Consider the following 24,392-nt stretch of genomic DNA (forward strand, 5'->3'; position numbering starts at 1 on the left):
TGCGGGAACGTTCTCACTCGGATTCGCCGGCCCTGTGCTGCCCACGAACACCTGCCGCGATCACCCCGGCCAGACCGATGCACTGGTGACCACCGGAGTCGTGCAGATGGACACGTGCACGTGGGAGAGCCTTGGAGTTGAGCATTAGGTGGGAGTAGGGGACGACGTCGTCGTCGCGGCAGTGATGCATCGTCAGCGACGTGGCCGGCTCGGCGCCGCCGAAATCGTACTCCGCGATGTTCCAACCGTCCGGGCCCCAATTGGGCATCGCGAGGAGTGTCGCGTGACGCGGTGGTGTCGACATCGCCCGCAACAACGTCACCAGCATCGATGCCCCGAATGAGTGGGCGACGATCATGTCGGCTGGCGACAGCTCGTCGACGTGCATCCTGATCGACGACGTCCACGAGGACGCCGACATGTCGTCATCGGGCAGTCTCGGCATGATCAACTCGGCGCCGAGCGCCTCGGAGATCGCCGCGGCAAGCGGTCGGTCGTCGAGGTACCCAGCCGCGCCGTGGATGAACAGCACCGTGTTCGTCATCGGGTCATCTCGCGTTGCACCGGTTGTCACCGTGTCCCCGTTCTCGGCATCCCGTGTTCTCGGCGTGCCTGTCATCGACCTCAGAGTTTCGCAGGTACAGACACGCTGTACCCGCGAAACTCATCGTCGAATCCTCGGTCAGATCAGTGCGCTGGCACGGCGGCGGGAGTACGCGCCCCCACGGGCCTCATCGTCTGCGCGATGACGCATCCCGCCGCAATGAATCCCATCATCACGAACAGCGAAGTGCGGTAACCAACCTCGAGCCCGCTGTTTTCGCCGACCGAGCTGTACACCGTGCCGACAACCGCGGCGCCGAACGCGACAGCGAGAGCTTGAGCTGTGTTGAACACTCCCGACGCCGCACCGGCGAGCCGAACGGGCACATCGTTGAGCACCAGCAGCCCCGCGGAACCGACGATGGCGCCGAAGCCGAGTCCCGCGACGACCAGCGCCACCGCGAACCAGAGTGCGGGATGCGCCGACTTTTCGGCGACGTCCATGAGCAGCATGCCGAGGATGAAGACTGCGCCGCCGGCCTGCAACACCCGCTTGCCGAAGCGTTCCGCGAATACCGTGGCCGCCAGCCCCGCTGACACCGGAACGGCCACCGAGAACGGAATCCACATCAGGCCCGCGTGCAGCACCGACCAGCCCAACGCGAGCTGAACATGCAGCGATTGCACCAGGAAGTAGCCGCCGGTGGGAATCATCAGCGCCGTGAATGCCGCTAAGCCGATCGTGAAGGACCGCGTGGCGAAGAGGGTGGGCGGCACCATCGGCTCGATTCCTCGTCGGAGAGTGCGACGCTGGTTGAATCCGAACACCCACAGCCCGGCGACGCCGGCGGCGATCAGCACGAAACCCCACGCGGGCCAGTCATTCTCGGGACCGAGCGTGATCGGGAGCATGATCGCCCCGAGGGAGCCGCCGAGAAGTGCTGCTGACCCGAGCGTGATGGGAGTCTTCGACGCCGCCCGCGATTCGGGGATGAACGCGATCGCGGCACAGATCGCGATCACCGCAAGGGGCACATTGATCAGGAACACGGGCCTCCACGCCAGACCGAACCAGTCGCCGGTGGTGATCACGGCACCGAGAATCGGCCCCGTCACCGCGGCCAGACCGATGACCGACGTGAACATCCCCATCGCCTTCCCTCGCTCGGCGGGCGGATAGAGCACCTGGATGTTGCTGAGGACCTGCGGGACCATGAGCGCAGCCGCGACGCCCTGAACCAGACGGAAGGCGACGAGCGCGCCGGGACCTGATGCCACTCCGCAGGCCAACGAGGCGAGCCCGAATGCTGCGAGACCGAGGACAAATACCTTGCGTCGGCCGACGTTGTCTCCGAGACGGGCACCCAGGATCAGTCCGACGGCGTAGGTCAACGGATAACCGGCAACGATCCACTGAATGCTGACCGATGACGCGCCCAGGTCGACCTGCATGGTGCGGAGCGCGACATTCACGACGGTGGCGTCCATCAACTCCATGAACGACGCCGCCAGCAGGCAGATCAGCGCGATCGTGCGAGCCCTTCCGCCGATGGAAGGTCCGCCAGTGGTCGATGAATCGGTTTCGAGTCGGACCGCGTTCGAGGTGCCGAGGGCGCCATCGTCGGACGAGCCGAGGGATGCTGTGGTCATCAGGTGCTCCAGAGGATGTGGGGTTGTCTGACATCGACGACGCTATGGGGGATAGGGGACAACCCCCGTCCTCGTTGACGGGTCGGATGCAACCCGTGTGATTCGGTCCCGGAAGCAGCGCCGCACACGACTACGCGGGGCGTCGATCATGAAGTCATCACGAACACGTACTTGACTACGCGTGTGCGACGCGACGCGGATTCATACCGTCGACGACATGACCAAAAACCTCGTGGTGTGTTGTGACGGGACGTGGAAGAACGCCGACGACAAGTACGTGTCCAACGTCGAGAAGCTCGCGCGATCGGTGGCGCCGGTGGGATTCGACGGCGAGACCCAGATCGTCCACTACACCCGCGGTGTGGGATCAACGGGCAGTCGGATCGAGCGAATCCTCGCGGGCGCCTTCGGGTTCGGACTCGACGACGCGATCATCGACTGCTACAGGTTTCTCGCGTTGAACTACGAGCCCGGTGACCATGTATTCGTCTTCGGATTCAGTCGCGGCGCGTACACGGCGAGAAGTCTGTGCGGGATGATCGCCCATGTCGGGCTGCTCACCCCGATGGGTGTTGCGATGGGTCAGTTGCCCGCGGCAATGGATCTCTACCGCAATCGCCCACAGGCGAAGAATCCCACTCAGTTGCCGCCTGAGGACCCAGCGCACGAGGAGGCGTTGAGACGACTTGACGAGCACAGCCACGGACGTAGCGAGGTCGCAGTTGAGTTTCTCGGAGTGTTCGACACCGTCGGCGCACTCGGCATTCCCGGAATCGCGCGCTCCAAGTACAAGTTCCACGACGTCACGCTGTCGTCGATGGTGAGGTGTGCGAGACAGGCCCTTGCCATTTCGGAGCGTCGACGGGTCTTTGCGCCGTGCTTGTGGGGAGGCACGCATGACGACATCCGGCAGGTGTGGTTCGACGGCGTGCACAGTGATGTCGGGGGAGGTTATGAGAACTGCTACTACTCCGACAAGTCGCTCCTGTGGATGGCTGCCGAAGCGACGTCGCGCGCGGATGGCGGGCGGATCGGTATGGCCATCGACTGGCAGCGACTGGCCGCCACGCTGTGCCGCGACGACGAAAGCGTCGCCGAGCACAACTCGCTCACTCCGCTGTACCGAATCACCAATGTGTTCAGTGCCTTACGCGACTCGGTGCGTCGAACGGTCAAGCCGTATGTTCCGCTGTTCGCCGGCGGATGGCGCAATTTCGCACCGACCGTCGCCGTCCCGGGCGTCGGGTACGCGCCGGCCTGCGATGTGCGACTGGAGAGATCGGCGCTGAAGCGGGCCGAGAACCCGAACATGGAACCGTGGTTCAGTGGCCTTGGAGGATCAAAGGCCGAGCGGGAGAGGTTCGTCGTCGCGATACCGGGTCTGCCCTCGGCGCAGTGGGCGCCTCCGAAGCCGACGGGTTCTCTGACGACGTGCTCGAGCGGTGTCGGCCCACGTCGGAGAAGAACTGCACCGATGTAGCGTCGAGAGCGTGCGCGGACCGGTACCCGGTTGCTCGTGTCAGCGTGCAGATGCCGGGGCATTGAGAGTCGGCGACTCCGGCTGTGGGCGTAATTGACTTCTTGATTCGATGTTCGTCAATATTGATGTATGTCTATTCAGGAGACGTCGGCGGGCACAGACCGAGCTGTGGACGCTGAAGACGCGGCGCGGTGGGCAGGCGCTTTGAGGGCTCTTGGCGATCCGGTTCGGTTGCGACTGCTCAGCGAAGTATCTCGCTCGCCGGGCGGCGAGGCATGCGTGTGCGACATCTCGGGCCCATTCGAACTGGCGCAGCCGACCATCTCGCATCATCTGAAAGTGCTGCGGGAGGCCGGTCTGGTGTCCAGCGAGCGAAGGGCGACGTGGGTCTACTACCGGGTCAACTCTGAAGTATTAGAGCGACTTTCAGAGGTGCTGAGCGCTTTGTCCGAGACGACGGGGGAGCCGCGCGACTGCGGGGTCGTCGAATGAGTGGTGCGCAGGCGCGCGTTGCAGGTCGGATGTCGACTCTGGATCGTTTCCTTCCCGTGTGGATAGGCATCGCGATGGTCGTTGGCCTGCTCCTAGGGCGTGGCGTGCCCGGCCTCGGGGACGCGCTGGCGACAGTTGAGGTTGACGGGATTTCGCTGCCGATTGCCCTCGGGCTCCTCATCATGATGTATCCGGTTCTCGCTAAGGTCCGGTATGACCGCCTCGACTCGGTGACCGGCGATCGCAGGATGTTGGTTGGCTCGCTCATCCTGAATTGGGTTGTGGGACCGGCATTGATGTTTGCCTTGGCGTGGTTATTGCTGCCGGACCTGCCGGAGTATCGGACCGGGTTGATCATCGTCGGACTGGCGAGGTGCATCGCGATGGTGGTCATCTGGAATGACCTAGCGTGCGGTGACCGCGAGGCCGCTGCAGTGTTGGTGGCGCTCAACTCGATCTTCCAGGTCGTCATGTTCGGCGTGCTCGGTTGGTTTTATCTGTCTGTGCTACCGGGGTGGCTCGGGCTGGAGAAGACCACCATCGATACCTCGGCGTGGCAGATCGCGAAGTCGGTGCTGGTCTTTCTCGGCATCCCGCTCCTTGCGGGGTATGCGACGCGGCGACTGGGTGAGCGTGCCAAGGGCCGCGCCTGGTACGAGAGCGTGCTGCTCCCGCGGCTGGGTCCGTGGGCGCTGTACGGGTTGCTGTTCACCATCGTGATGCTGTTCGCGTTGCAGGGTGAACAGATCACTTCTCGGCCCTGGGACGTCGTGCGCATTGCGATCCCGTTGCTCATCTACTTCGCCGTCATGTGGGGCGGCGGGTTTGCTCTCGGCGCTGGTCTGGGACTCGGGTACGCACGTACCACGACGCTGGCATTCACTGCGGCCGGCAACAACTTCGAGCTCGCGATCGCAGTGGCGATCGCCACCTATGGGGTGGCGTCGGGGCAGGCACTCGCCGGCGTTATCGGCCCACTGATCGAAGTGCCAGTACTCGTCGGCCTTGTGTACGTATCGCTGGCCCTGCGTCGTCGATTCACGACCACGGATCAGAGCCTGGCCGCGTGAGAGCGATGACGTGCCGAGGAAGAGGCAGGTAGTGCGAAATTCTGCAGCACGACAACGCAATGCGAGCAGCCTCATTGCTGCTGGACGACGGCACTCCGTCGGCGTCACCGAGGATGGACGATGCGTTGCAGCGGGTATCCCGCAGGACCCGGAGACTCGCGTCGGCCGCTGGATCGGCACTCGGTCGGACTTCGCTCCGACGGCCGCGTAGTTCGCTGCGGGGAACGAATCGACGGGGTCAGGTTGAACACCCTGGGCAGCTCGAACCGTTACATGTAACATGTGGGCATGGCGGTAAGGGACAGGGTTCGCGAGCATAGGCGCCGGATGCGTGAGCGTGGTTTGCGACCGTTGCAGGTCTGGGTTCCTGACGTACGGACGCCAGAGTTCGCCGTGCAAGCGCACAAGCAGTCGGTTCTTCTGGCGGAAGCCGACGCCGATGGGGATGAGCAGGAGTTCGTCGAGGCTGTCGCCGCGCCTTGGGACGATGCGTGATCCGCGGCGAAATCTGGACCGTTGCGGGTGGTGTGTATGCATCCAACCCGCGGCCGGCCGTCATCGTGCAGGATGATCTTTTCGATTCAACTCTGTCAGTGGTAGTTGCGCCGATGACGAGCCACCTCGTCGATGCGCCCTTGTTGCGGATTCGTATACCGGGTGATCGCGGTGCGATGTCGGGCCTCGACCGAGACAGTGACGTAATGGTTGACAAACTAACCGCGGTACGGCGGTCGAATGTTCAGACGCGTGTCGGCCGTCTGACATCTGAACAGCTGGTTGAAGTCGAACGCTCGTTGATGGCGTTCCTCGGGCTCGCGCGATGACGTCAACAGATTGCTGGGATCGCGCTTAGGTTCTCTGTTCGGCGCAGATGGCGATGAATGTGAGTCCATGGGGCCGGCGCGTAGGTGGCGGCGGTGTTCGAGGTCCACGGAGATGAACTGGCCGGGTGTGATCGGGTATGGGGTGTCGTCGACGACGACCCATCCGCTACCGCTGATGATGGCGTAGACGTCGTCGTTGCGGTCGTCTGTGTGGTCATGGGTGACCGTTTCCGCGTGTGCGGGAAGCTCGACCTGGTAGACCTCGAACGCGGTGATACCGAGGGTCTCGCTGATGCGTCGGTCGAAGGGGCTGGCCGCTGGGTGCGGACCGTGTCCAGCGGCCACCGATTTTGCATCCACTATCACGTACCCCATGCGGGCCAATCGTAATACTCCCGAATTGCTTGTCGAAAAGCATCAATCGCTACTGGTAATCCTGCTTATTCGTTCACTGCGTATTCCTAGGCAGAACGCCGTCGAGATCACGGCCGAAGAGGGCGCTAACAACCTCCGGCGAGGTGGGCGGCCGGGACAACGCGCTCGCGGCCGTCCTTCCATCTCGGAGGGATCAAATCACGTCGGTGCTGTTAGCTGCCTCGACGAACTTGGTCCAGTAAGGAACGTCGACGCTTCTGGGGGAGAGGCGAAGATTTCCGTCCATAGCCATTTCGTTCGCGAGATACTCGAGGAGATTGGCCCCGTAGAAGATGACATCGGTCTGCCAGACAGAGAACACCGGCGACCCAGACGGCGAGGGAGCTGCAGGTGTCATCCGATGGCCGTAGATCGGTATGAGCTGTGGCCACTTTGCCAACTCACGCCGCGTAACCGCCTCGACGTCACTTTCTGTTGCCGGCCGATGGCCCCATGAAGCGCCCCAGAATGGCGGGTCCTGGCGAAGTGCGTCGAAGACCATCCCGCGAGCCGGCCAGTCGAGCATCTGACGGAGATGTGCCTTATCGTCATTGCGCCAGTCAGGCCAACGGTCTCCGACGGGCAGAGCGGTCGCAAGCAGACTTCGGTGGTCGGGGTTGAACCTGAACCCATGCTGCTCTGTGACTGCATCGAACTCGGCGTCGGTGAGGCCACGGGCGAGTTCGACTCCCGCAGTCCGAAGGATCACCGCCGCTTTCTCGCCAACATCGCTGATCTCGTCCACGTGACCGAGTCTCCCAGGTCGCCGGTGCGCGCTACGGGCAACACGAAACGCGTCTTGAGCGTCTCATCCGATGCATCAATGATTCATCCGATGCATCATCGACACCAACCCCGGAGGTCATCGAGTTGTAATCGAAAGTAACTGCACCAGGCCCACCAAGCATGAGCCTCGTGCCGTCGCCGATTGCGAATCTTCGATTGCTGCTGTTCGGCAGCGGGATTCACGATCGTTCCCTGACGCCAGTAGGAGTGCCGACCTGATGCATCTGATGCAATATGCAGTGGTGTACTTGACATAATGTTTCTTATCGGCACTGATTCAAGCCGATTAGAAGCAGCTGAGAGGACTCTCTCTCTCTTGTTGATGGTCGCTCGGATTGGCGAATTGTCAGCGAAGTGGCGGACTCGGTGGGTTGTTCTGTCGCTGACAACGCTAAGTCCCGGTAGGTTCGTCAGTTTATGTGTGCGAGTCGGTCCTTTTGGAATTTGAAACTGTTGCACGCCTGTGCTTTTCGCTGGTTCTTTGTTCGGGATGTTGCCGGCGCGTCGCGACTATCGAGTTCCGTATATCCCTCTCAATACGTCACAGTGACAAATCGGCGCGGCCAGCTTCCCCGTCTTGGACGTCAGCCGTTGTACGGATGTTTCCAGCGTTCATGCTGTTGGTGGAGTCTTGAGAGTTATGACGCGCATGGTCGGGCAATGACTGTGAGCGGTCTGTGACGCTCTGTGACAACGATCGCGGCGCGGGCGCGGCGTGACGCCGTTGAGGTCGGCAGCATCGAGCTCCGTGAGCAGGGTGCGTACGTGCAGGGCCAGTCCCCCCGTCTGATGATGCAGGCGCGCAGCCGTACTCGGGAGCCAGAAGTTCCTGGCCGGCCCCCAGCGGTGTGCGCGAATCAAGTTCGTCGAGTTGCGCGACCAACCACATCGATGCGCCGGTCGCCAGTTCGTCGGCGTCGGCGCGCAGGACGGTGAATGAATCGAGGTCATCGATCGCCGCGCGAACCAGGCTCGATTTCCCCACGCCGACCTCGCTCTCGATCACGACGACCTGAGGCCGGCCGTCGGCGGCGTGCCGGGCGACCTCGGTGAGCACGGCGCGCTCCGCCTCGCGACCAACCGCGATACCGGTAAGTGGATCCGTCGACTCAGTATGTCCTCGGTGTCGGTGCCCTGTCTGACAACGCTCATGGCGCGGCAGAAGCCGACGCCGCAGACCGCAGGTCGTGCAGACGCTCCCGCGCCCGTTCGACGGCTTGGTCGGTCGGTGGATCGGCGCCGTCGACCGACAGCGAGATGCGGGTGATCTCGTCCACGATCGCTTCCATCTCGATCGCCAAGGGCAACATCTGGCGGGCGCGTGCCGGAATCGGCGGCGGCTCGGCGAACGCGGCCAGACACGCTGACTTCGCCCCATGCGCTCTCAGGTAGGCGTCGTCACGATGACGGACGAAGGTGGTGCGGTCGCGCGACTGCCCGGCGGCAGAATCATCGAGGTATCGCGTGGCCGCGTCGAGAGCATCGTCGAGGCGGGCCTGTTGCGGGAGGCGCCGGACACCCGGCCAGAGTAGGTAGCCGAACACGACGGCAATGACCGCGCCGAGGAGGGTGTCGAGGATCCGAATCGCCGGCGTCACAATGTCCGCGTGGCCCATCGACGAGGCGAGGATCGCCGACACCGTCACCCCAATCACGCTGAGCCCGTACAGCTTGGGCGCGGTCAGCGCGGCGAACGCCAAGCCCAGCGATGCGGCGAGAGCAACCGCAAAGCCGTTGTTCCACAGCAGGAGAACCCCGGCCGCCACCAGCGCCCCGATGATGGTGCCGGCGATCCTGTTCACCGTGCGCACCACGATCGAGGCATACTCCGGTCGCACGATCACCGCAACGGTGAGCGGTAACCAGAATGAATGGCTGGGATCGTGTGCGGCCAGGGTGACCGTGGTTGCCACGCCCAGACACACCGCCATACGGACAGCGTTCGCGACCGCTGCCCCAGTCAGCGACGGCAGCAGCGGTGGGTGCAGATCGCGGTCGACGATCCGCGATGGTTGCGATCCAGGGCTGGACAACGCCTGCGTCATCGCGCGCAAACCGGCTGTCGCCGTCCATCTGGCCGAGACCTCGACGGGGTCTCCGGCACGCAGTTGTGTTGCCGCCGTGCGGAGTCCGGCAACGACCTGCGGGGGAACCGGCAGCCCCTCCGCATACAGCGCCGCCGTGGCGTAAGCGACGTGTTCGGTTCTGGCGTCCCATCCGGCATTGCGTGCCTTCGCAGACGCGGCCGCCATCCGCGATCGCGCCCCATATGCGTCCCGCCGTCCGATCGCCTCGCACAAGTCGGCGGCCGAGTCGTACACCCCGATCATTGCGCGACGGTGCGTCTCATCGCGGGTGAAGGGCCAGTCCGCGACATGCGCCACCCCGACGGCCAGTGCCCCCACCAAGTACCAGAGCGCCTGCGTGATCGGCCCGAGGCTGGACCCGCCGAACTGGCCGTATGCGACACCGATGCTCAGCATCATCCCGAAGGCCGGTCCCGCTGGACCCGCCGCGCCGACAAGGCCGGACACCGCGCCTGCTGCGGCGGCCACCATGACGATCGTCAACGCTCCGCCGCCGATGAATCCCGCCACGACGAGCCCGAGCACCGCGCCGGCGGCTTGCGCGCACAGGCCGGTCACCCGTCCCCGGTACGAATCACCGACCACGAACGCTACCGAGCAGGCCGCGCCGAGATAGGCCACGCCCAGCCGATCCCAATCCCCTATGCTCCATCCGAGAAGCAGCATCGTCCCACCGGCGAGGAGTGCGCGCACCGCCGACGACACGGCGAACGGGGCAGCTGACGGCCGGAAGGCGGCGGCCACTGCGTTTGTGACCTCCGACATACTCGGCAAGCTAGTTGGTCGGCGGCGGGGCGCTCAGCCCAGCCGCCCATCGACGTACCGCTGGATCGTGGGACCGACCGCAGCGATCACTTCGTCGTCGGTCATGCTCGCGAGTGGCTCGACACCCCAGACGTATCGCGCCACGCCGAGGCCCAGGAGCTGGGAGGCGATCAGACTGGCCCGCCGCCGGGCGTCGTCGGCGTCCGTCCCGATCGTCGCCGGCCCCATCAGCTGGTTCTGGACGAGACCGCGCAACACCGCGCGAGTGTCGGCGTGATGGGCCGCAGTCAGCACCATCGTACGCAGGAAGGCGGAGCTGTCCGAATCGCTCCAGTTGGCCAGCGTGACGGTCACCAGGGCCGTGCCGAGCGCTTCCGCGGGCGTCTGCCACGCCTCGCGGATGCGGTCGAGCATCGCGGGAGGCGCCTGCACACACGCGGCGAGCAATGCCTCTTTACCCCCGTAATAGTGATACACGAGCCCCGGATCGACGTCGGCACCCCGTGCGATCGCCCGGATGCTGGTGCCCTGATACCCGTTCGCGGCGAACTCGTCGCGCGCGACGGCGAGGATGCGTGCGGCCAGCACTCCCCGTTCATCCCGCGGGCCCCGCTTGAAGTCCTCCGAGCGGTCCGCGGGAGCTGCGCGTTCGCTCCCCGATCTTGACATTGTTTCATCATACCGTGAAACTAGTTTCACCGTACCGTGAAACACTGGCGCCCAATAAGGAGACCCCCATGCGCGTCGCAGGCATCGAACCTGGAGAGCGTCACCTCAACGGCCCCCAGACGACCGGGCGGACCTACCGCAACCTGTCCACACCCGAGCACGTAATGACCCGTGACTTCGATGTCGCCGCACGCATGCGCGACGGCGCCGATCTCATGGTCGACGTCTGGCGCCCAGAAGCGCCGGGCCGGTATCCGGTCCTGATCTCCGCCTCGCCCTACCCGCGGCAAATCCAAAACCTCGGTGCACCAATGGGCTTCATCGAAGCCGGGGCAAGTGACTTCTTCGTCCCGCGCGGATACGTGCACGTGATCGCGAACCTCCGCGGTACGGGCGGCTCGGATGGCGTGTTCACGCTGGCCGACCACCAGGAGCGCGAGGACATGTACGACCTAGTCGAGTGGGCGGCCGCCCAGGAATGGTCCGACGGGAACGTCGGCATGATCGGCATCAGCTACTTCGCGAGCACCCAACTCCAGGCGGCCGTCGAGCAGCCTCCGCACCTCCGCGCGATCATGCCGATCGCCGTGAGCGCCGACCTGTACGAGGCGACGAGCCACCACGGGCTCGTGAGCACCGGGTTCATCTCGCCGTTCGTCTCGATGGTGGGAATCACGGCAGAAAAGACCGACAAGCTGTGGCGCGGGAAGCTTCTCGATGCCGCCCGCCACGTCCTGATGGCGCCCCGTCTGCACAAGAAGTTCGGGCGGATGAACGGCGAGGCGGCCGTGGTCTTGCTCAAGCGCCTCATGAAGCTTCATCACGACCCGTACCCCTGGGACGACATCTGGCGCGACGGGGTCGTCGCCCATCCGCTGTACGACGAATGGTGGGTGGACCGCAATCTGCTCCCCCTGCTCGATCGGGTTCGCGTGCCCGTTTACCTCGGCTGCGACTGGGAGAACGTGCCCCTGCACCTCCCCTCGACGTTCCCGACCCGAGCGGCGCTTACCTCGGCGCCGGAGGTTCGCGTCGCGATGCTCGACTACTTCGGCCTCACCTGGCCGTGGGAGAGTCTGCACGTCGAGGCACTCGCCTGGTACGACCACTGGCTCAAAGGCCGCGACACCGGCATCCTCGAGGGTCCGCCCATCCGGTACGTCGTCCCCGGCGCCGATGTCGACGGCGATGCCACGTGGCGCTCCGCTGATACGTGGCCGCCCGCGGAGTCGCACCTGCAGGAGTGGACGCTGGCCGCCGACGGGGCACTCACCGCGGAAGCGCCGGTGGATACCGACGGCGAACGCGTCTTCATGACACTGGGCGCGGGCCTCAATCGCCCTGTCGCTAGTCCGACCGATCCGCCGTCGTCACTTGACTGGACGAGTGATCCGCTCGCCGCCGACCTCGACGTCGTCGGCGACATGGAGCTGGCGCTGGACGCCACGATCACAGCGGCCGATGCGGGCTGGTTCGCGGTGCTCTCCGACGTCGCTCCCGACGGCACGGCGACCCCGGTGACCGCGGGCTTCCTGCGTGCATCGCTGCGGCACGTCGACGAGGCGGCCAGTCGGCCCGGCGCGCCCGTACTGCCGTGCACCATGGCGGAGGCCGTGCCCGTCGGCGAGCGCGTGCACTACCGCATCCCGATCGTGTCCAACGCGCGCCGCTTCCCGGCCGGCCACTGTGTCCGGATTACGGTGTTCGGCGACGATCAGCCCGAGGACATGCCCGCGATCATGGGGTTCCGGCATGCGAGCGTCGGGACAAGTTCGATCAACCGGGTCGCCGCGACCTCGCGGCTGCTGCTCCCGGTGCTCGGCTGACCGCGTTTCCGCGCGGCGGGCGTTGGATCCGGGGACACCGGGACATCGAGAATCGCCTGTACTGGTTCCGCGACTCGACCTTCGACGAGGATCGCTCCCAGATCCGCACCATGGGGGTGCTCTTCGCGACCGCGACGTCCCCCGCGCTCATCGTCCTCTTCGGATTCCTCGTCACGGTCACGTCCAACGTCTTCTGCAACACGTACCACATCTGCCAGGCAGAGATCTTCCCGACATCGGTAAAGGAAACTGCGGGGACAGCACTTACTCGATCTCACGGTTTCATCGGGGCGCTCCCTTTCATCCTCCTGATCCTCCACTCTTCCGGCGCCGCCGCCATGTTCCTCACCGTCGGAGGTGCCGTCATCATCGCCGCCGCCGCGATCGCGGCCCTCGGCCCACGGACCAATGGCAGGGTCCTTGGGGATATCACTCGGCTCCACTTCGGTTGCGGGAGCGACCGGGGACTCGACTGGTCTGAGAACCTCGCATCATCGCGTTCCGATCCGGTGCTCCAGCTCCTACACAAGAAGTTCGCTGCGTTATCGGTAGCACTTAGCGATCAGAAAAGACGTCGTAGTGGCAATCGGTTTGCGGTTCATACTCGATGACGGCTCCGGCGTGCTTGGCCACCTCGTCCCCGAAGAGATCGCCGATGAGTGCCGCTGTCATGTCTATGCCGGCGGCAACACCCGACGAGGTCCACCGATCGCGGTCCTGCACCCACCGGGCCTTACGCTCCCATATCACCGAATCACCATGCTGGACAACGCGATCAAAGGACCGCTTGTTCGACGTGGCGTGGTACCCCTCCAGCAGTCCCGCGGCGGCCAGGATGGCCGACCCGGTACACACCGAGGTCACCAGTGCGGCATCGGCGACGAAGGTCCGCAGTTGATCGAGGAAGTCGTTGTCATGCACCATTCTCAGCCATCCGATGCCGCCTGGCACCAGGACGATGTCGGCATCGGTGACCGCTGCGAGATTCTCGGTTGCCTCCACCCGGGTGCCCTGGGAACTCGCGACCAGACCTGCCTCGGTGGCCACCATGGCGACGCGGAACCGGTCGGGCAGAACGCTGAGCATCTCGACCGGGCCGAAGACATCAAGGAGTTCGAAGCCATCGAAGAGCACCACGGACACCTTTCGCTGCGCCGCTGTGGCACTGTCTGTCATATGCGCTCCCGTCGTCCTCGACATAACGTACTCGCCGACAATCGGATCCATCCGGCCAGTTCAGCAGTAGTCGAGGCTGTAGTTTGTGCCATTGCGCCCCTCGCCGCCTGAGCCCCGGAACTGAACGGCTGCCCATTCCCCATCGCCGATGATCCGAATTACGTCTGCGCGCGGCCAGCTCACGAGATGGTCGTCCAGTGGACGTAGGCCTGCTACCCACGGAAGACGCCCGAGACCGGTGCCTGCGTCCACCGAGAGCATGGTGATCGCGACGAAGTCGTCGGCGGTGAATCGGTTGGCATCGGTGTCGCAGGTGCCGAGGGAGTCCCAGGAGTCGAAGGATGCCCCCGCGTGGGCGTTGCCGGGTAGGGCGAACCGAAATACTCGGTGAGAATCGCGGCCGCATCACCGGGATCGTCGGACTGAATCGCGATTGGTAGTTGCACGCTAGGTACTCCTGCTCAGTTCCGAAACCCAGCATGAACGCTGTTGTGGTCGACTGTAGCCCCAACCCCGGACACTGTACGGAGTTTCGGACCCGCAGCTGGCGTTCTCGCGACGTGTCCCGTCGACGGGTAGGAATTGGACGTGTGAGTCTGCAATAACTGCTGGTCAGCTGCATTGTTGAACATTCGCCACCAGTTTTGAGAAGACTCGCGGCTCACGAATTTCACCCAATCGGCGAGCCGCAGGTCAGCGCCTCGCCGTTCGCCACTCCCCTTGCTCGTTCACACGTACGTACGTACGTACTGGCGTGTCCCCCGTGAGCCGGTCCGGGTTGTTTTAGAGTCCTGATTGCCCTGATGAGGGCGGAGAAGGGACGATGAAGAACATGGCAGGACGCAAGCGTCACTCGGCGGAGGACATCGTGCGCAAATTGCGCCGGGCCGATGAGTTGGCCGCGGAAGGCAAGACCGGCGAGGAGATCGCTGCCGATCTCGAGGTGTCGGCGGCCACGTTGTACAACTGGCGCCGCCAGTACGGCGGTATGGACGGCGACGCCGCGAAGGAACTCAAAGAGCTGCGCGAGCAGAACAGCCGACTCAAGCGGCTGCTCGCCGATGCCGAGCTCGAGAAAGACGCGCTGCGGGAGATCGCCAAGGGAAAATTCTGAGCCCGACCGCCAAACGCGCCGCCATCGACATGCTCAAGGACGTCAAGAACATGTCAGAACGCATGGCGTGCAAGGTAGTTGGGCTTTCCCGTTCCGCCTATCGACGGCTGCCGCAAGCGCACACCCCGGCCGACCCCGACGCCGCACTGCGCGAGCAGCTACGCACGTATGCCCGCAAGAACCCCCGGCACGGGTTCCGGCGCGCGTGGGCACACCTGCGCTTCGACGACGGCATCGAGATCAACAAGAAGAAAGTGCATCGGTTGTGGAAAGAAGAGGGCCTGCAAGTGCGGCGCGCTCGGCGCCGCAAACGCGCCGGCCAGTCATCGGTCCCGGTCGTTGTCGCGGACGCACCGAAAGTGGTGTGGGCATTGGACTTTCAGTTCGATTCCACCGTGGATGGGAAGAAGATCAAGATCGCGTCCATGGTTGACGAACACACCCGGATGTCGTTGCTGAACATCGTGGACCGCTCGATTCCGGCTGAGCGGTTGATCGAGGAGTTGGAGAAGACGTTCGCGATCTGGGGTGGCCCGCCGATGGTGCTGCGCATGGACAACGGCCCTGAGTTCATCTCAGAAGCCCTGCAGGCGTTCTGTGCAGGGTCGGTCGGGATCTCCTACATTCCGCCCGGCACACCGTGGAACAACGGGTTCATCGAGTCGTTCAACAACCGGTTGCGCGACGAGTGTTTGAACCGCAACTGCTGGCCCACACTGATCGAGGCCCGCGTGGTCATCGACGACTTCAAAGACGACCACAACCACCGACACCGGCACTCAGCGCTGGGCTACCAAACGCCGGCCGAGTACGCTGCCGGATGCACCCACCAACATCACCCCGTGGGCTGCGAGATCGACTGACGATCACAACAAGGAACTGGCTCTAGAACTGCCTGGACCGGTTATCGGGGACCTGCCAGTACCATCCCCACCGTCGTCGTCGACGACGTTATGACAGTCGCTCGGATTGGCGAATTGTTAGCGAAGTGGCGGACTCGGAGGGTCGTTCCGTCGCTGTTTGACAACACTGAGTAACGGTAGGTTCGTCAGTTAATGTGTGTCGGTCAGTCCCCAGGTACTCGGAACTGTTGCGCGCCTTTGATGTTCACTCGGTCTTTGTTTGGGATGTTGCCGGCGCGCCTTGACTATCGAGCTCTGGTTCCTCGTGGCCTAACGAATACGTCACAGTGACAAATCGGGCTCATTCGGGCGTGACCCGTTGTCGGGGTGTTTCCAGCGTTCATGTCGTTGGTGAAGTGGTGGGAGTCATGGACGGGTGCTGCCCCGAGTCGCCTTGGCAGCGAGCAGTAGCTGCCCAACTGGACCGGTTATCGGGGACCAGTGTCATCCGAGCAGCTTTACACCAACCGGGTCGGCTGGCGCTGCGTGCTCCCGGAAATTAGGCCACCGTCATGTAGCTTCGGTGTGGACGGAGGGGAACAGCCCATGGGTGCCAAGCGCGTGATTGAACGGGCGGACTTCGGCGACGCCGGTCTCGCCGCCTTTCTCCAGGCCCACCTCGGCGACATCGCCCCGACGGCACCGACAACCAGCCGCCACGCACTGGACATGGCGGGACTCATGCATCCGTCGGTTCGACTCTGGGTTGTCAGGCACCGCGGTGACGTCGTCGCGACCGGTGCACTCGTCACGCTCGAACCAGGCCACGAAGAGCTCAAGAGCATGCGAACAGCTCCCGAGTCGCGCGGACGTGGGATCGCACGGCTCCTTCTGGAACATCTGTTGAACGATGCCAAAATGCGAGGAGTGTCCAGGATTTCACTCGAAACCGGTTCGATGGACTTCTTCGAGCCCGCCCGCCGCCTCTACGCCTCCTCTGGATTCGTTCCGTGCGGCCCCTTCGGGCGCTACGAGATGGATCCGAACAGCATCTTCATGACACTGGCGTGGTGAGTCGTCACGGGATGCTTCTCGGTGATGCTTAATGAGGTCGTCAAAATCCACACACAGCTCTGGTGGCCGCTCCACGGGATACGCGTTACTCATGGAAGTATCGAGGTAGAAACAACAATCTGGCTCGATGATTACCTGTAGCTACAGATAAGCCGTGTGCATGCGGCGCGTTGTTGATGCCGACCGCCCGCACGTCGTGGTCAACGTCTGCCCGCGGCCGGGGAATCCACCACTGCGGCAGGATCAGGCGAACATCAGCTCCGGCTGCCTCGATCAGGACTCGCTCGCTCGGGACCCTTTGCTTTAGGTCGAGTGGCCACAAACCCGCGTGCGGTGGTCATCTCACACCAAAACCACTGGTACTTCATCAGTGCCGCGGTCACCCCAATGGTCGATCTCGAGAGCCGGTGCCGTTTAGTGCAATGCGACATTGCTTTCACCCAGCGGATACGAATCACCTGATGCGCATTTCCGACGTGTCAAATCTCGATGTGCTCGAGTTGCTCAAAGATGTGCTGGCGTTGCGCTTCGAACTGCAACGGGAGCTGAAACTTCGTGCCGAGTTCCTGGGGTGACTCGTCACAGTCCCAGCCACCATCTGCGTGGGTCACCGCGAGTTCGAAAAGGCAGCCGCCTGGGGTCCGCACATAGACGCTCTTGAAGTACTTGCGGTCTTTGAGCTCAGAGATATCCGTGTACCCGGCGCCTTCGATCTCGAACTTCGCCTGGTCTTGGTTCTCGAGAGTGTCGAGGTTCCAGGCGAAGTGGTGGTATGTGCCGCTACCGTAGCGCCAAGTGCCTTGGTCCTCGGAGATGTTGGCGGTCAGCTCGATGTGGTTGCCGTATTTGGCATTACCCACTTGGAGGTCCACCCGGTCCCCTTCCTCAGCTATCCGGCCCTGGCTGAAGAATGTGTCGTTGGCGAACTCCACCATTCGGTCCAGAGTCGTGACGTGAATGCCGACACCGTGCAGGCCATGGATCGCGTACTCTCGCGGCACACCTCCACCGGTCCAACCTTCGCGTTCGTCATGGTCGTTCTCCACCAACTGGTATTCGATGCCGCAGGGATGGCGAAACTCCAGGCGGCGGCGGTCGAAGACGTCAATGTTGTTGACGTCCAGGCGATGCTCGGTCAAGCGTTGAGACCAGTAGTCCAGTGAACCGGCGGGCACCGACAAGAGAACCTCGCGAGCCTGGTTGGTGCCGCGCTGTCCATAGAGCCCGTGCTGCGCCCATGGGAACGTCGTTACAACCGACGAGGGATCGCCGTTGGCGTTGGAGTAGTACAGGTGATAGACAGGCGTGCTGCCGTCGAACAGCACGGTCCGCTTGATGAAGCGCAGGCCGAGGGTCTTCACGTGAAAGTCGACATCTTGCTGTGCATGCCCGACAGACAGTGTGACGTGATGTGAACCTTCGATGTAGGTCATGTGATCGTTCTCCTTCTTGTCGAATGGGTGTTCCGCTGAGTCTGAAAGTCAGTGGTGCTCAGGCGCATCGGCCAGCGGTCGACGAACCCGGGTGATACACGCTTCTCGTGTTGACGGACTGGGCCAACAGATAGATGGTGCCTGCAGCTTTGATCGGCCCGGCGAGAGCGGCATCACGAGTCACCTCCGGTTCTGTTCGCCGCTGCGTCGTGCGTGTGTCCAACGCGCTCAGCGCGTGGCGCACCCATCTGCTCGAAACGTGCTTGTTGTCGGGCCTGTTCGACTGCGAGGGTGACGTCGTCGCCCCGGTGGCGGGCGATCAGCGTTCGCTTCGCGTCGGGTCCGACATGACAGAGGCCGGGCACATCGGGATTGTCGACGCATGCAGTACTCCCCGACGCTGGCGGGGTTGCGCGTCCGACCAGCCGCGCGCCGGTGTACCTGCGTCGCGTTGTCGACCCGCAATCAGGACAAGGCACAGACGAGGGAATTGGTTGTGTTGCAAATTGTTCGAGGGATACTCGGCAAGCCGGGCAGTAGTAGTCGACCAAGATCATGATCGTCACTCCTGCGCCACAAGAGCGCCGCCGAATTCGGCCCAGTCCTCAGGGTCGTGGGCAATCCAGACGCGCGCCTGTTCGGTGTCGCGAAGCTGCTTGACCGTCTGAATGCTGTGTCTTCCGACTTCTGCATCCCAGTCGTGTGGATCGGGGGCTTCACGATCGAGAGCCTCTCGCAGATGGACCGTATCGCCGGTGAGCAGAATCGACTGGGATGGCAGCCTGACCAGGCACGAGAGTTCACCGGGCGTGTGTCCAGGAGTATGCACGATGCGCATCGAACCGTCACCGAGCAGGTCATGTTCGGGCGTGTTCACGGTTGTCCAGTCGAATCCTCGCACCGGCTCGATATCTTCATTCCGCATCAGATGTTGTTGAGCCGCACTCGGATTGGCTGCCCAATCGAACTCCCCGGGACCCGCGAAGAATTTGGCCTGAGGGAAGAGGTAGAGCCCGCCGGCGTGGTCTGAATGCGTGTGAGACAGAACGACGTGCGTCACATCTTCGGTTCGGAATCCGAGCTTCCCGAGTTGACGGTCGATGCGCTGCTCAGGACTGGTGACGATGTTCAGGGTGTCGGCGAGATCTCCGAAGTATGCGCGTGGGTCATCATTCAAGATCGGCGCAAAGCTGGTGTCCCACAAGATGAGACCTTTCGAGTGTTCGATCAGGAACGCAGGGAGCGGAAACGTGATCTTTCCCTCCGCGCCGACCACTAGGTCGCCGGCATCGAGATCCATAGTCGGCGCGTCGAGAGCCCATAGCCGAAGTGCGGTGTTCGAGGTGGTCATGGCGTGTCCTTTCAAGGCCGTGGCAGTTGTGCCATTTCGAGTGTTTGACCGATCCAGCGCAGGATGACGCTTAGTGACCGATGGTGGTCGCGTTCGTAAATGAGCCCATGGCCCGCACCTGAGATGCCGTGGTCGGATAGGCGAATATGCTCTGCGTCGACTCCCGATCGCTTCAAGAATGCGGCGGTGTTCTGGCATGATTCGTCTCGTCCTGACGCGTCGGCGCTGACCACGGCTACCGGCACTCGAGCGAGCCCGTGAAGCACCGGCGGCCGGTCGATGTCGACAGTGCAGATACTCTCGTCAACAGTGGCAGGCCGTGATGCGGTAAGCCCAAAACTCAACCGGCCACGAACACCGAGATCGGCGCCCGGCGGCCCGATCGGCTCGATAGCCACGAGGGTGGCAACCAGCTCGGGAACCTGCTCTGCGGCAAGCCATCCGGCTGGGGCTCCCGCAGAGTGCGTAATGACGATTGCCGGTCCGACCTCACGAAGCAGTGTGCTCAACATTTTGCCATCGAGGTGATTGCTCCGCGCAATGTCTGCGAGAACGGGTTGGGTTCCGGCCACCAGGCGATTGAACTCGGGATGGCCGAGGGTACGCGGCCAAGGCCAACCGGTGTGCGCAGAAAATCTGGGATCGTCCTCCCCTGGCGCGAAGACTGCTTGTAGGTCATCCGGTGTAGCTCTGGCGAGGATGTCGCCGTGCACGGCGCGATCGTAGGCAGAGCGACCGTGCCCCGGCCGATCGGGAAGGTAAACCGGATGGCCGGCGTCAATGAGCATGTGTGCCCAACCAGGGCGGCCGTCCGGTGTCAACGACCAGTCGAGTGATTGTCCGCCGCCGCCATGGACCAGCACGACTGGCACATGTGACGTCAGTTCGGCGGGCGCCCCCCAGCGCACATGACTTGCTCCGCGTGCCCCGCCTTCGGTCTCCTCCGGCACGATCCAGAACTCGCCCCGGCGCATCGTTGTCGGGAGAGTCGTTCGATGGGGTGCGTTCATTGTGCGCAGCGGGCCTATCATTGTTCGGCGGGAACAAGCCGGACCGGAATCTCGTCATGTCCGAACGCCTGGAAGTTCACGGCGCGGTGCGGTTGGCCGGTGAGCTCGATACGTTCCACGCGCTCGGCCAGCGCCGTCAATAGACTCTTTGCCTCCAACCGTGCCACCGCTTGACCGGCACAGGTGTGGATACCGAAGCCGAAGGAGAGATGTCCAGCGTCGGCTCGATCGATCCGAAATTCGTTGGGCTCAGACCAGCGACGCGGGTCTCGGCCCGCGCCCAACCACATCATCAGCATCTTCGTCTGAGCGGGTATTGCAATTCCACCGAGTTCGGTGTCCTTCGTGGCGATCCGTCCGCCGAACCGAGAGGGCGGATACATCCGCAGCGCTTCTTCGAAGGCCGGCTCGACGAGATTGGTGTTGGCGCGCAGCAATTGCCATTGCGCAGGGTTGTCGGCGAACGCGCGAATCGCACCCGCCAAGCCGAAGATTGTGGTGTCGAATCCGGCGCCCAGAACTGCTTTGAGAAGTTGTTCTGCCTCGGCTTCGGTAATGACTCCCTCGTCGGCCGCCGTGTACAGCTGCCAGCCAATTCCGCCTTCGCGCTGCAACTCACGCTTCATGTTGTTCTCGACCCATTCCAAGGCCGGCTGACCGTTGCGCATCTTCTCGAGGTGGTGTTCGTTCTGTGGCCCGTAGGCATTGAAGACCGCATCGCCAAACTTGAGGAGGAGCTCACGACCTTCGCCGGGTAGGCCGAGAACGTCGGGGAACACCTTGAGGACGTATTGCGCGGCGAGGTCCCGATATCCGTCGAGTGTGATCGGACCGTCGGCCAACAAGTCGTCGATCAATTCGACAGCGGTGTCGGCGAAGTACTTCGCCATCATTGCCATGTTTCCCTTGGAAAAGATTCGCAGCATGACAGCTTTGGTCTGCGTGTGGTCGGGCGGGTCCTGCATCAGCGGCGCGTTGGGCCGAAAGGGATTTGGTTCGTAGAATGGCCTGTTGGTTGAGGAGAAGGTCCGCCAGTCGCGCAAGGCTTTTTGGATCTCTCGATGTTGGGTGACGACATAGAAGTCGTAGCGCGCGATGTGGACCACGGGGCCCAGTTCGCGCAGCTCACCGTCGTAGGTGTGTAGATCGGCAAGCACCTCAGGCGCAAAAGGGTCGAAATCGGTTGTGGGAGCGGCAAGTGTGGTACTGGTCATGGGTTGGTCCTTGTGGGTCAGGCGGCGGTCGCGCGCTTCGTTTGTCGGTTAGGTACCGGCGGTCCGCGCCACCGGGATATGGCCCGTTTGCATCCACGCCAGACGCCGCTGTACTCCAGCGATGGCCATGTCCCGATGGGGCAGGATGAAGAATCGGTCGGCGACGACCGCATCGACGACCATGTCGGCGACGACCTCGGGTTCCAAACCTGACGCATGCATCTTCTCGCGTAGATCGGCCATCAGGGCGAGCCGCCCCGGTTCGGACGCGGCCGCGACACCTTGGGGCAGATTGCGTTCGGAATCGGGCATCTTCGTCTTGACCGGGCCGGGCGCGAGCAGTGATATCCCGACTCCGCTTGCCGTGGTGTTCAATTCGATGGCCAAGCATTCGGAGAGGCCGAGAATTGCCGATTTCGAAGCGCAGTAGGGTGTCATCGTCGCCGTACCTGTGGCGAAGGCGGCCACCGACGCCGTGTTGACGATGTGCCCCTCGCCCTGAGAAAGAAGGTGTGGCAGAAACACTCGACATCCATTGAGAACACCATGGAAGTTCACGTCCATCACCCAGTCCCATGCCTCGGCGGGAATCTCGGTGAACGATCCGCCGGTTTCGACGCCGGCGTTGTTACACACCAGATGGACCGCACCAAAGGTGGAGATCACCGTGTCGGCGAGCGCCTGCACTGCCGACAGATCCCGGACGTCGGTTGCGACGCCGATGACCTCGACGTCCATCGCCGACAGGTCGTCGACCGCCTCGTCCAAAGCGTGCTGTTCGACGTCGGCGATCGCAATCTTCATTCCCTCGCGTGCAAAGCGACGGGCCAGCGCCAGGCCGATCCCGCTAGCACCGCCGGTGACAACCGCTGTGCGACCACTCAGCGTCTTCACGAGTTCTCCTCTGTACCTGCATCGTTGATCAACGACGGGGACTCGATGGTCTTCGGGAACATCAACCGATCGATCAACGCGTCGCGATCGGTTGTCAGCTGCCGCAGTCCTGCCATTGCGCGCTCCACTTCGCGCGGGTCAGAAGAGTGAAAGACGAGACGTTTGTTCGCACTGGCCGCCGGCGACACACGATCGACGAACATCTCGCGGCGCCGCCGTGCATAGACATCGAGCACCGACTCTGGCGCGCTGCCGTTGATGACCGCGGCGAGCGCCTCATAGAGCACGAAGGTGTCGAACAGTCCGGACGTCAATCCAAGTCCCCCTGTCGGATTCGTGGCGTGTGCCGCGTCGCCGGCCAGCAACACCCGCCCGACTCGGAAACGTGCCGCAGCGCGCTGATGCATCCGATACGGCGAAAACGCGATCAGGTCGATGTCGTCGATCCCTGGAAAAGTGGTCTCGAAGTGATCAGTCATTCGCTCGGTCACCGTATCGATCGGCGATGCGTCGCTCTCGCAGTAGGTGAACCGCCAAAGCTTGGAGGTGTCGATCTTGGAGATCACTGCGCCGTAACGATCATCGATCACCATGGTGGTCTGAGGCCAACCGCGACTCTCCAAGTCCACGCGGATATTGGTGGCCACGAAACGTTCTGGCCAAGTGAAGCCCTCGAACGCTACTCCGATCTGGTCGCGAACGGTGCTGCGGGCGCCGTCGGCACCGATGACCCAGTCCGCACTGAACTCATCCTCGCCGCCGTCGGTCATTGTTTGGACAGTGACTCCCCGATCATTCTGCGCAATCTCGGTCACTTCTGTGTTCCAGCAGACCTGAGCATGCGGGTAGGCCGCGAGTTCAACCAGAGCGAGCTTGACCAGCTCGTTTTGCCCGAGGTGGAGGTTGTACGGGTGTTTGACGAGTCCTTCGAGGACATCGAGTCCGAACGAAACGCTTTCTCCGGTCTGGAACGCCTGATAGGTGTAGCCCTGTTTGAGGAAGCCCGTGGCGGTGGCCGCTTCTAGCAAGCCGAGTCGCTCGAGTCCGTCGAGCACCGACCAGTGGTACACCATCGCCCGAGGTGACTCCACGACGTCGGCAGCACGCTCGAGGACGGTGACCGAGACGCCCGCCCGTGCCAAGCCGAGAGCGTTCAGTACACCGACCGGGCCTGCACCCACCACTACCACCGACTGGTTCTTCATCCAGATCATCCATCTCTGAGAATTCGGTCGCCAGAACAGGCACCGATGTAGGGCTGACGCCGTAACGACTCATGTTGTCGGGCGGCGAATTGAACGATGAGCCGACGATAACCATGTGACAGGAGTCACGACAATACGTGATACCGCGTAGCCGAAACTACGAGACTCTGCGCATAGGAACAGGTCCTGCGGAATCCGTAGGATCGACGGATCAGTGACGTTTCAATAGCCGGTTCGATACTCGGTATTGATCCGACAGCAAATGTTGCGCACGGATGGTCGTAATCGTCGGCCACAAGAGTTTCTCATACGTGTCTGTTACCGAATGGAGTCATCATGTCGTCAAGCCGAACCAGAAGAGATACTTACGAAGACGGCCTTGCGATCCGTTAGCCTCGATCCACCGATCGGCTTTTTGATGTCTCGTGAAATGTGTTGTGTATGTTCGGGGTGGCGGTGGGCGTGGGTGAGTC

The 24,392-nt window shown here is 63.0% G+C and carries 22 protein-coding genes and 1 pseudogene; 9 read left to right on the forward strand and 14 right to left on the reverse strand.

Going from position 1 to position 24,392, the window contains the following annotated elements; all coding sequences use genetic code 11:
- Nucleotides 1-13: 13 nt before the first annotated feature.
- Together LK459_RS20735 and LK459_RS20740 are read right to left on the reverse strand one after the other, a co-directional pair.
- Nucleotides 14-544 carry an alpha/beta hydrolase gene (locus LK459_RS20735; protein WP_227920467.1) on the reverse strand — a complete coding sequence of 177 codons (531 nt, stop codon included), beginning with the start codon at nucleotides 542-544 and terminating at the stop codon, nucleotides 14-16.
- 143 nt (nucleotides 545-687) lie between these two features.
- On the reverse strand, nucleotides 688-2,193 hold the full coding sequence (locus tag LK459_RS20740; RefSeq protein WP_227920468.1) for an MFS transporter: 1,506 nt from the start codon (nucleotides 2,191-2,193) through the stop codon (nucleotides 688-690).
- Between the two features lie 217 nt (nucleotides 2,194-2,410).
- Here LK459_RS20740 and LK459_RS20745 point away from each other — a divergent pair, with 217 nt between their 5' ends.
- From LK459_RS20745 to LK459_RS20765, 6 genes are all read left to right on the forward strand, one after another.
- Nucleotides 2,411-3,673 carry a DUF2235 domain-containing protein gene (locus LK459_RS20745; RefSeq protein WP_227920471.1) on the forward strand — a complete coding sequence of 421 codons (1,263 nt, stop codon included), beginning with the start codon at nucleotides 2,411-2,413 and terminating at the stop codon, nucleotides 3,671-3,673.
- Between the two features lie 129 nt (nucleotides 3,674-3,802).
- Nucleotides 3,803-4,165: an ArsR/SmtB family transcription factor gene (locus LK459_RS20750; RefSeq protein ID WP_227920472.1), complete on the forward strand. Its 363-nt coding sequence runs from the start codon at nucleotides 3,803-3,805 to the stop codon at nucleotides 4,163-4,165.
- Nucleotides 4,162-5,235 carry an ACR3 family arsenite efflux transporter gene (gene arsB, locus LK459_RS20755; protein WP_227920474.1) on the forward strand — a complete coding sequence of 358 codons (1,074 nt, stop codon included), beginning with the start codon at nucleotides 4,162-4,164 and terminating at the stop codon, nucleotides 5,233-5,235. The genes LK459_RS20750 and arsB overlap by 4 nt, the downstream gene beginning before the upstream one ends.
- 31 nt (nucleotides 5,236-5,266) lie before the next feature.
- A complete protein-coding gene (locus LK459_RS23370; RefSeq protein ID WP_407648657.1) occupies nucleotides 5,267-5,446 on the forward strand; it encodes an RCC1-like domain-containing protein in 180 nt (59 codons plus the stop codon).
- Between the two features lie 77 nt (nucleotides 5,447-5,523).
- Nucleotides 5,524-5,730, forward strand: a complete 207-nt coding sequence (locus LK459_RS20760) for an antitoxin MazE-like protein (protein WP_039994032.1) — start codon at nucleotides 5,524-5,526, stop codon at nucleotides 5,728-5,730.
- On the forward strand, nucleotides 5,727-6,059 hold the full coding sequence (locus LK459_RS20765; RefSeq protein ID WP_227920477.1) for a type II toxin-antitoxin system PemK/MazF family toxin: 333 nt from the start codon (nucleotides 5,727-5,729) through the stop codon (nucleotides 6,057-6,059). Before LK459_RS20760 ends, LK459_RS20765 begins: the two co-directional genes overlap by 4 nt.
- Here the strand turns inward: LK459_RS20765 and LK459_RS20770 are convergent.
- The 5 genes from LK459_RS20770 to LK459_RS20790 all read right to left on the reverse strand — a co-directional run bounded on the left by LK459_RS20770 (nucleotide 5,949) and on the right by LK459_RS20790 (nucleotide 10,780).
- Nucleotides 5,949-6,434 carry a cupin domain-containing protein gene (locus LK459_RS20770; RefSeq protein ID WP_227924028.1) on the reverse strand — a complete coding sequence of 162 codons (486 nt, stop codon included), beginning with the start codon at nucleotides 6,432-6,434 and terminating at the stop codon, nucleotides 5,949-5,951. The two genes, LK459_RS20765 and LK459_RS20770, sit on opposite strands and share 111 nt — an antisense overlap.
- A gap of 193 nt (nucleotides 6,435-6,627) precedes the next feature.
- Complete coding sequence (locus LK459_RS20775) at nucleotides 6,628-7,218, reverse strand: hypothetical protein (protein WP_227920478.1); 591 nt, start codon at nucleotides 7,216-7,218, stop codon at nucleotides 6,628-6,630.
- A 582-nt stretch (nucleotides 7,219-7,800) separates the two neighbouring features.
- Nucleotides 7,801-8,316: an ATP-binding protein gene (locus tag LK459_RS20780; protein WP_227920481.1), complete on the reverse strand. Its 516-nt coding sequence runs from the start codon at nucleotides 8,314-8,316 to the stop codon at nucleotides 7,801-7,803.
- Nucleotides 8,317-8,407: 91 nt separating this feature from the next.
- The gene (locus tag LK459_RS20785) at nucleotides 8,408-10,111 is read right to left on the reverse strand and encodes an FUSC family protein (RefSeq protein ID WP_227920482.1); all 1,704 of its coding nucleotides are present in this window, start codon (nucleotides 10,109-10,111) and stop codon (nucleotides 8,408-8,410) included.
- A gap of 33 nt (nucleotides 10,112-10,144) precedes the next feature.
- Nucleotides 10,145-10,780 (reverse strand): TetR/AcrR family transcriptional regulator, encoded by a 636-nt coding sequence (locus tag LK459_RS20790; protein WP_456071400.1) that lies wholly within the window; start codon nucleotides 10,778-10,780, stop codon nucleotides 10,145-10,147.
- A gap of 68 nt (nucleotides 10,781-10,848) precedes the next feature.
- Between LK459_RS20790 and LK459_RS20795 the strand changes: the two genes are divergently transcribed.
- Nucleotides 10,849-12,606, forward strand: coding sequence for a CocE/NonD family hydrolase (locus LK459_RS20795; protein ID WP_227920485.1), 1,758 nt, complete (start codon nucleotides 10,849-10,851; stop codon nucleotides 12,604-12,606).
- A gap of 555 nt (nucleotides 12,607-13,161) precedes the next feature.
- On the opposite strand, the gene LK459_RS20800 is transcribed toward LK459_RS20795, so the two are convergent.
- On the reverse strand, nucleotides 13,162-13,782 hold the full coding sequence (locus tag LK459_RS20800; RefSeq protein WP_227920488.1) for a DJ-1/PfpI family protein: 621 nt from the start codon (nucleotides 13,780-13,782) through the stop codon (nucleotides 13,162-13,164).
- 60 nt (nucleotides 13,783-13,842) lie between these two features.
- A pseudogene (locus LK459_RS23375) lies at nucleotides 13,843-14,091 on the reverse strand (hypothetical protein); the annotation flags it as partial.
- A gap of 523 nt (nucleotides 14,092-14,614) precedes the next feature.
- Between LK459_RS23375 and LK459_RS20810 the strand changes: the two are divergent.
- Together LK459_RS20810 and LK459_RS20815 are read left to right on the forward strand one after the other, a co-directional pair.
- Nucleotides 14,615-15,759 (forward strand): IS3 family transposase gene (locus tag LK459_RS20810; RefSeq protein ID WP_373279128.1). Its coding sequence is split into 2 segments (ribosomal slippage): nucleotides 14,615-14,882 and nucleotides 14,882-15,759, totalling 1,146 coding nucleotides; the frame shifts between segments, so codons are not numbered across the junction.
- A 585-nt stretch (nucleotides 15,760-16,344) separates the two neighbouring features.
- A complete protein-coding gene (locus LK459_RS20815; protein ID WP_227920490.1) occupies nucleotides 16,345-16,812 on the forward strand; it encodes a GNAT family N-acetyltransferase in 468 nt (155 codons plus the stop codon).
- 479 nt (nucleotides 16,813-17,291) lie between these two features.
- Here the strand turns inward: LK459_RS20815 and LK459_RS20820 are convergent, their stop codons facing one another.
- From LK459_RS20820 to LK459_RS20845, 5 genes are all read right to left on the reverse strand, one after another.
- The gene (locus LK459_RS20820; RefSeq protein WP_227920492.1) at nucleotides 17,292-18,245 is read right to left on the reverse strand and encodes a VOC family protein; all 954 of its coding nucleotides are present in this window, start codon (nucleotides 18,243-18,245) and stop codon (nucleotides 17,292-17,294) included.
- Nucleotides 18,246-18,807: 562 nt separating this feature from the next.
- Nucleotides 18,808-19,596, reverse strand: coding sequence for an N-acyl homoserine lactonase family protein (locus tag LK459_RS20825; protein WP_227920494.1), 789 nt, complete (start codon nucleotides 19,594-19,596; stop codon nucleotides 18,808-18,810).
- Between the two features lie 1,027 nt (nucleotides 19,597-20,623).
- Complete coding sequence (locus LK459_RS20835; RefSeq protein WP_227920496.1) at nucleotides 20,624-21,712, reverse strand: cytochrome P450; 1,089 nt, start codon at nucleotides 21,710-21,712, stop codon at nucleotides 20,624-20,626.
- A gap of 156 nt (nucleotides 21,713-21,868) precedes the next feature.
- On the reverse strand, nucleotides 21,869-22,714 hold the full coding sequence (locus LK459_RS20840; RefSeq protein ID WP_227920498.1) for an SDR family NAD(P)-dependent oxidoreductase: 846 nt from the start codon (nucleotides 22,712-22,714) through the stop codon (nucleotides 21,869-21,871).
- Nucleotides 22,711-23,919 carry an FAD-dependent oxidoreductase gene (locus tag LK459_RS20845; RefSeq protein ID WP_227920500.1) on the reverse strand — a complete coding sequence of 403 codons (1,209 nt, stop codon included), beginning with the start codon at nucleotides 23,917-23,919 and terminating at the stop codon, nucleotides 22,711-22,713. Before LK459_RS20845 ends, LK459_RS20840 begins: the two co-directional genes overlap by 4 nt.
- Between the last annotated feature and the right edge of the window lie 473 nt (nucleotides 23,920-24,392).

Source organism: Gordonia otitidis, from assembly GCF_020735545.1.
In the GTDB taxonomy this organism is placed as follows: domain Bacteria; phylum Actinomycetota; class Actinomycetes; order Mycobacteriales; family Mycobacteriaceae; genus Gordonia; species Gordonia otitidis.

What these genes read in the sequence shown, in the direction of transcription:
- LK459_RS20735 (WP_227920467.1), bottom strand. Translation starts at nt 544, where the DNA reads ATGACGAACACGGTGCTGTTCATCCACGGCGCGGCTGGGTACCTCGAC.
- LK459_RS20740 (WP_227920468.1), bottom strand. Translation starts at nt 2,193, where the DNA reads ATGACCACAGCATCCCTCGGCTCGTCCGACGATGGCGCCCTCGGCACC.
- LK459_RS20745 (WP_227920471.1), top strand. Translation starts at nt 2,411, where the DNA reads ATGACCAAAAACCTCGTGGTGTGTTGTGACGGGACGTGGAAGAACGCC.
- LK459_RS20750 (WP_227920472.1), top strand. Translation starts at nt 3,803, where the DNA reads ATGTCTATTCAGGAGACGTCGGCGGGCACAGACCGAGCTGTGGACGCT.
- arsB (WP_227920474.1), top strand. Translation starts at nt 4,162, where the DNA reads ATGAGTGGTGCGCAGGCGCGCGTTGCAGGTCGGATGTCGACTCTGGAT.
- LK459_RS20760 (WP_039994032.1), top strand. Translation starts at nt 5,524, where the DNA reads ATGGCGGTAAGGGACAGGGTTCGCGAGCATAGGCGCCGGATGCGTGAG.
- LK459_RS20770 (WP_227924028.1), bottom strand. Translation starts at nt 6,434, where the DNA reads ATGGGGTACGTGATAGTGGATGCAAAATCGGTGGCCGCTGGACACGGT.
- LK459_RS20785 (WP_227920482.1), bottom strand. Translation starts at nt 10,111, where the DNA reads ATGTCGGAGGTCACAAACGCAGTGGCCGCCGCCTTCCGGCCGTCAGCT.
- LK459_RS20790 (WP_456071400.1), bottom strand. Translation starts at nt 10,780, where the DNA reads ATGTCAAGATCGGGGAGCGAACGCGCAGCTCCCGCGGACCGCTCGGAG.
- LK459_RS20795 (WP_227920485.1), top strand. Translation starts at nt 10,849, where the DNA reads ATGCGCGTCGCAGGCATCGAACCTGGAGAGCGTCACCTCAACGGCCCC.
- LK459_RS20800 (WP_227920488.1), bottom strand. Translation starts at nt 13,782, where the DNA reads ATGACAGACAGTGCCACAGCGGCGCAGCGAAAGGTGTCCGTGGTGCTC.
- LK459_RS20815 (WP_227920490.1), top strand. Translation starts at nt 16,345, where the DNA reads ATGGGTGCCAAGCGCGTGATTGAACGGGCGGACTTCGGCGACGCCGGT.
- LK459_RS20820 (WP_227920492.1), bottom strand. Translation starts at nt 18,245, where the DNA reads ATGACCTACATCGAAGGTTCACATCACGTCACACTGTCTGTCGGGCAT.
- LK459_RS20825 (WP_227920494.1), bottom strand. Translation starts at nt 19,596, where the DNA reads ATGACCACCTCGAACACCGCACTTCGGCTATGGGCTCTCGACGCGCCG.
- LK459_RS20845 (WP_227920500.1), bottom strand. Translation starts at nt 23,919, where the DNA reads ATGAAGAACCAGTCGGTGGTAGTGGTGGGTGCAGGCCCGGTCGGTGTA.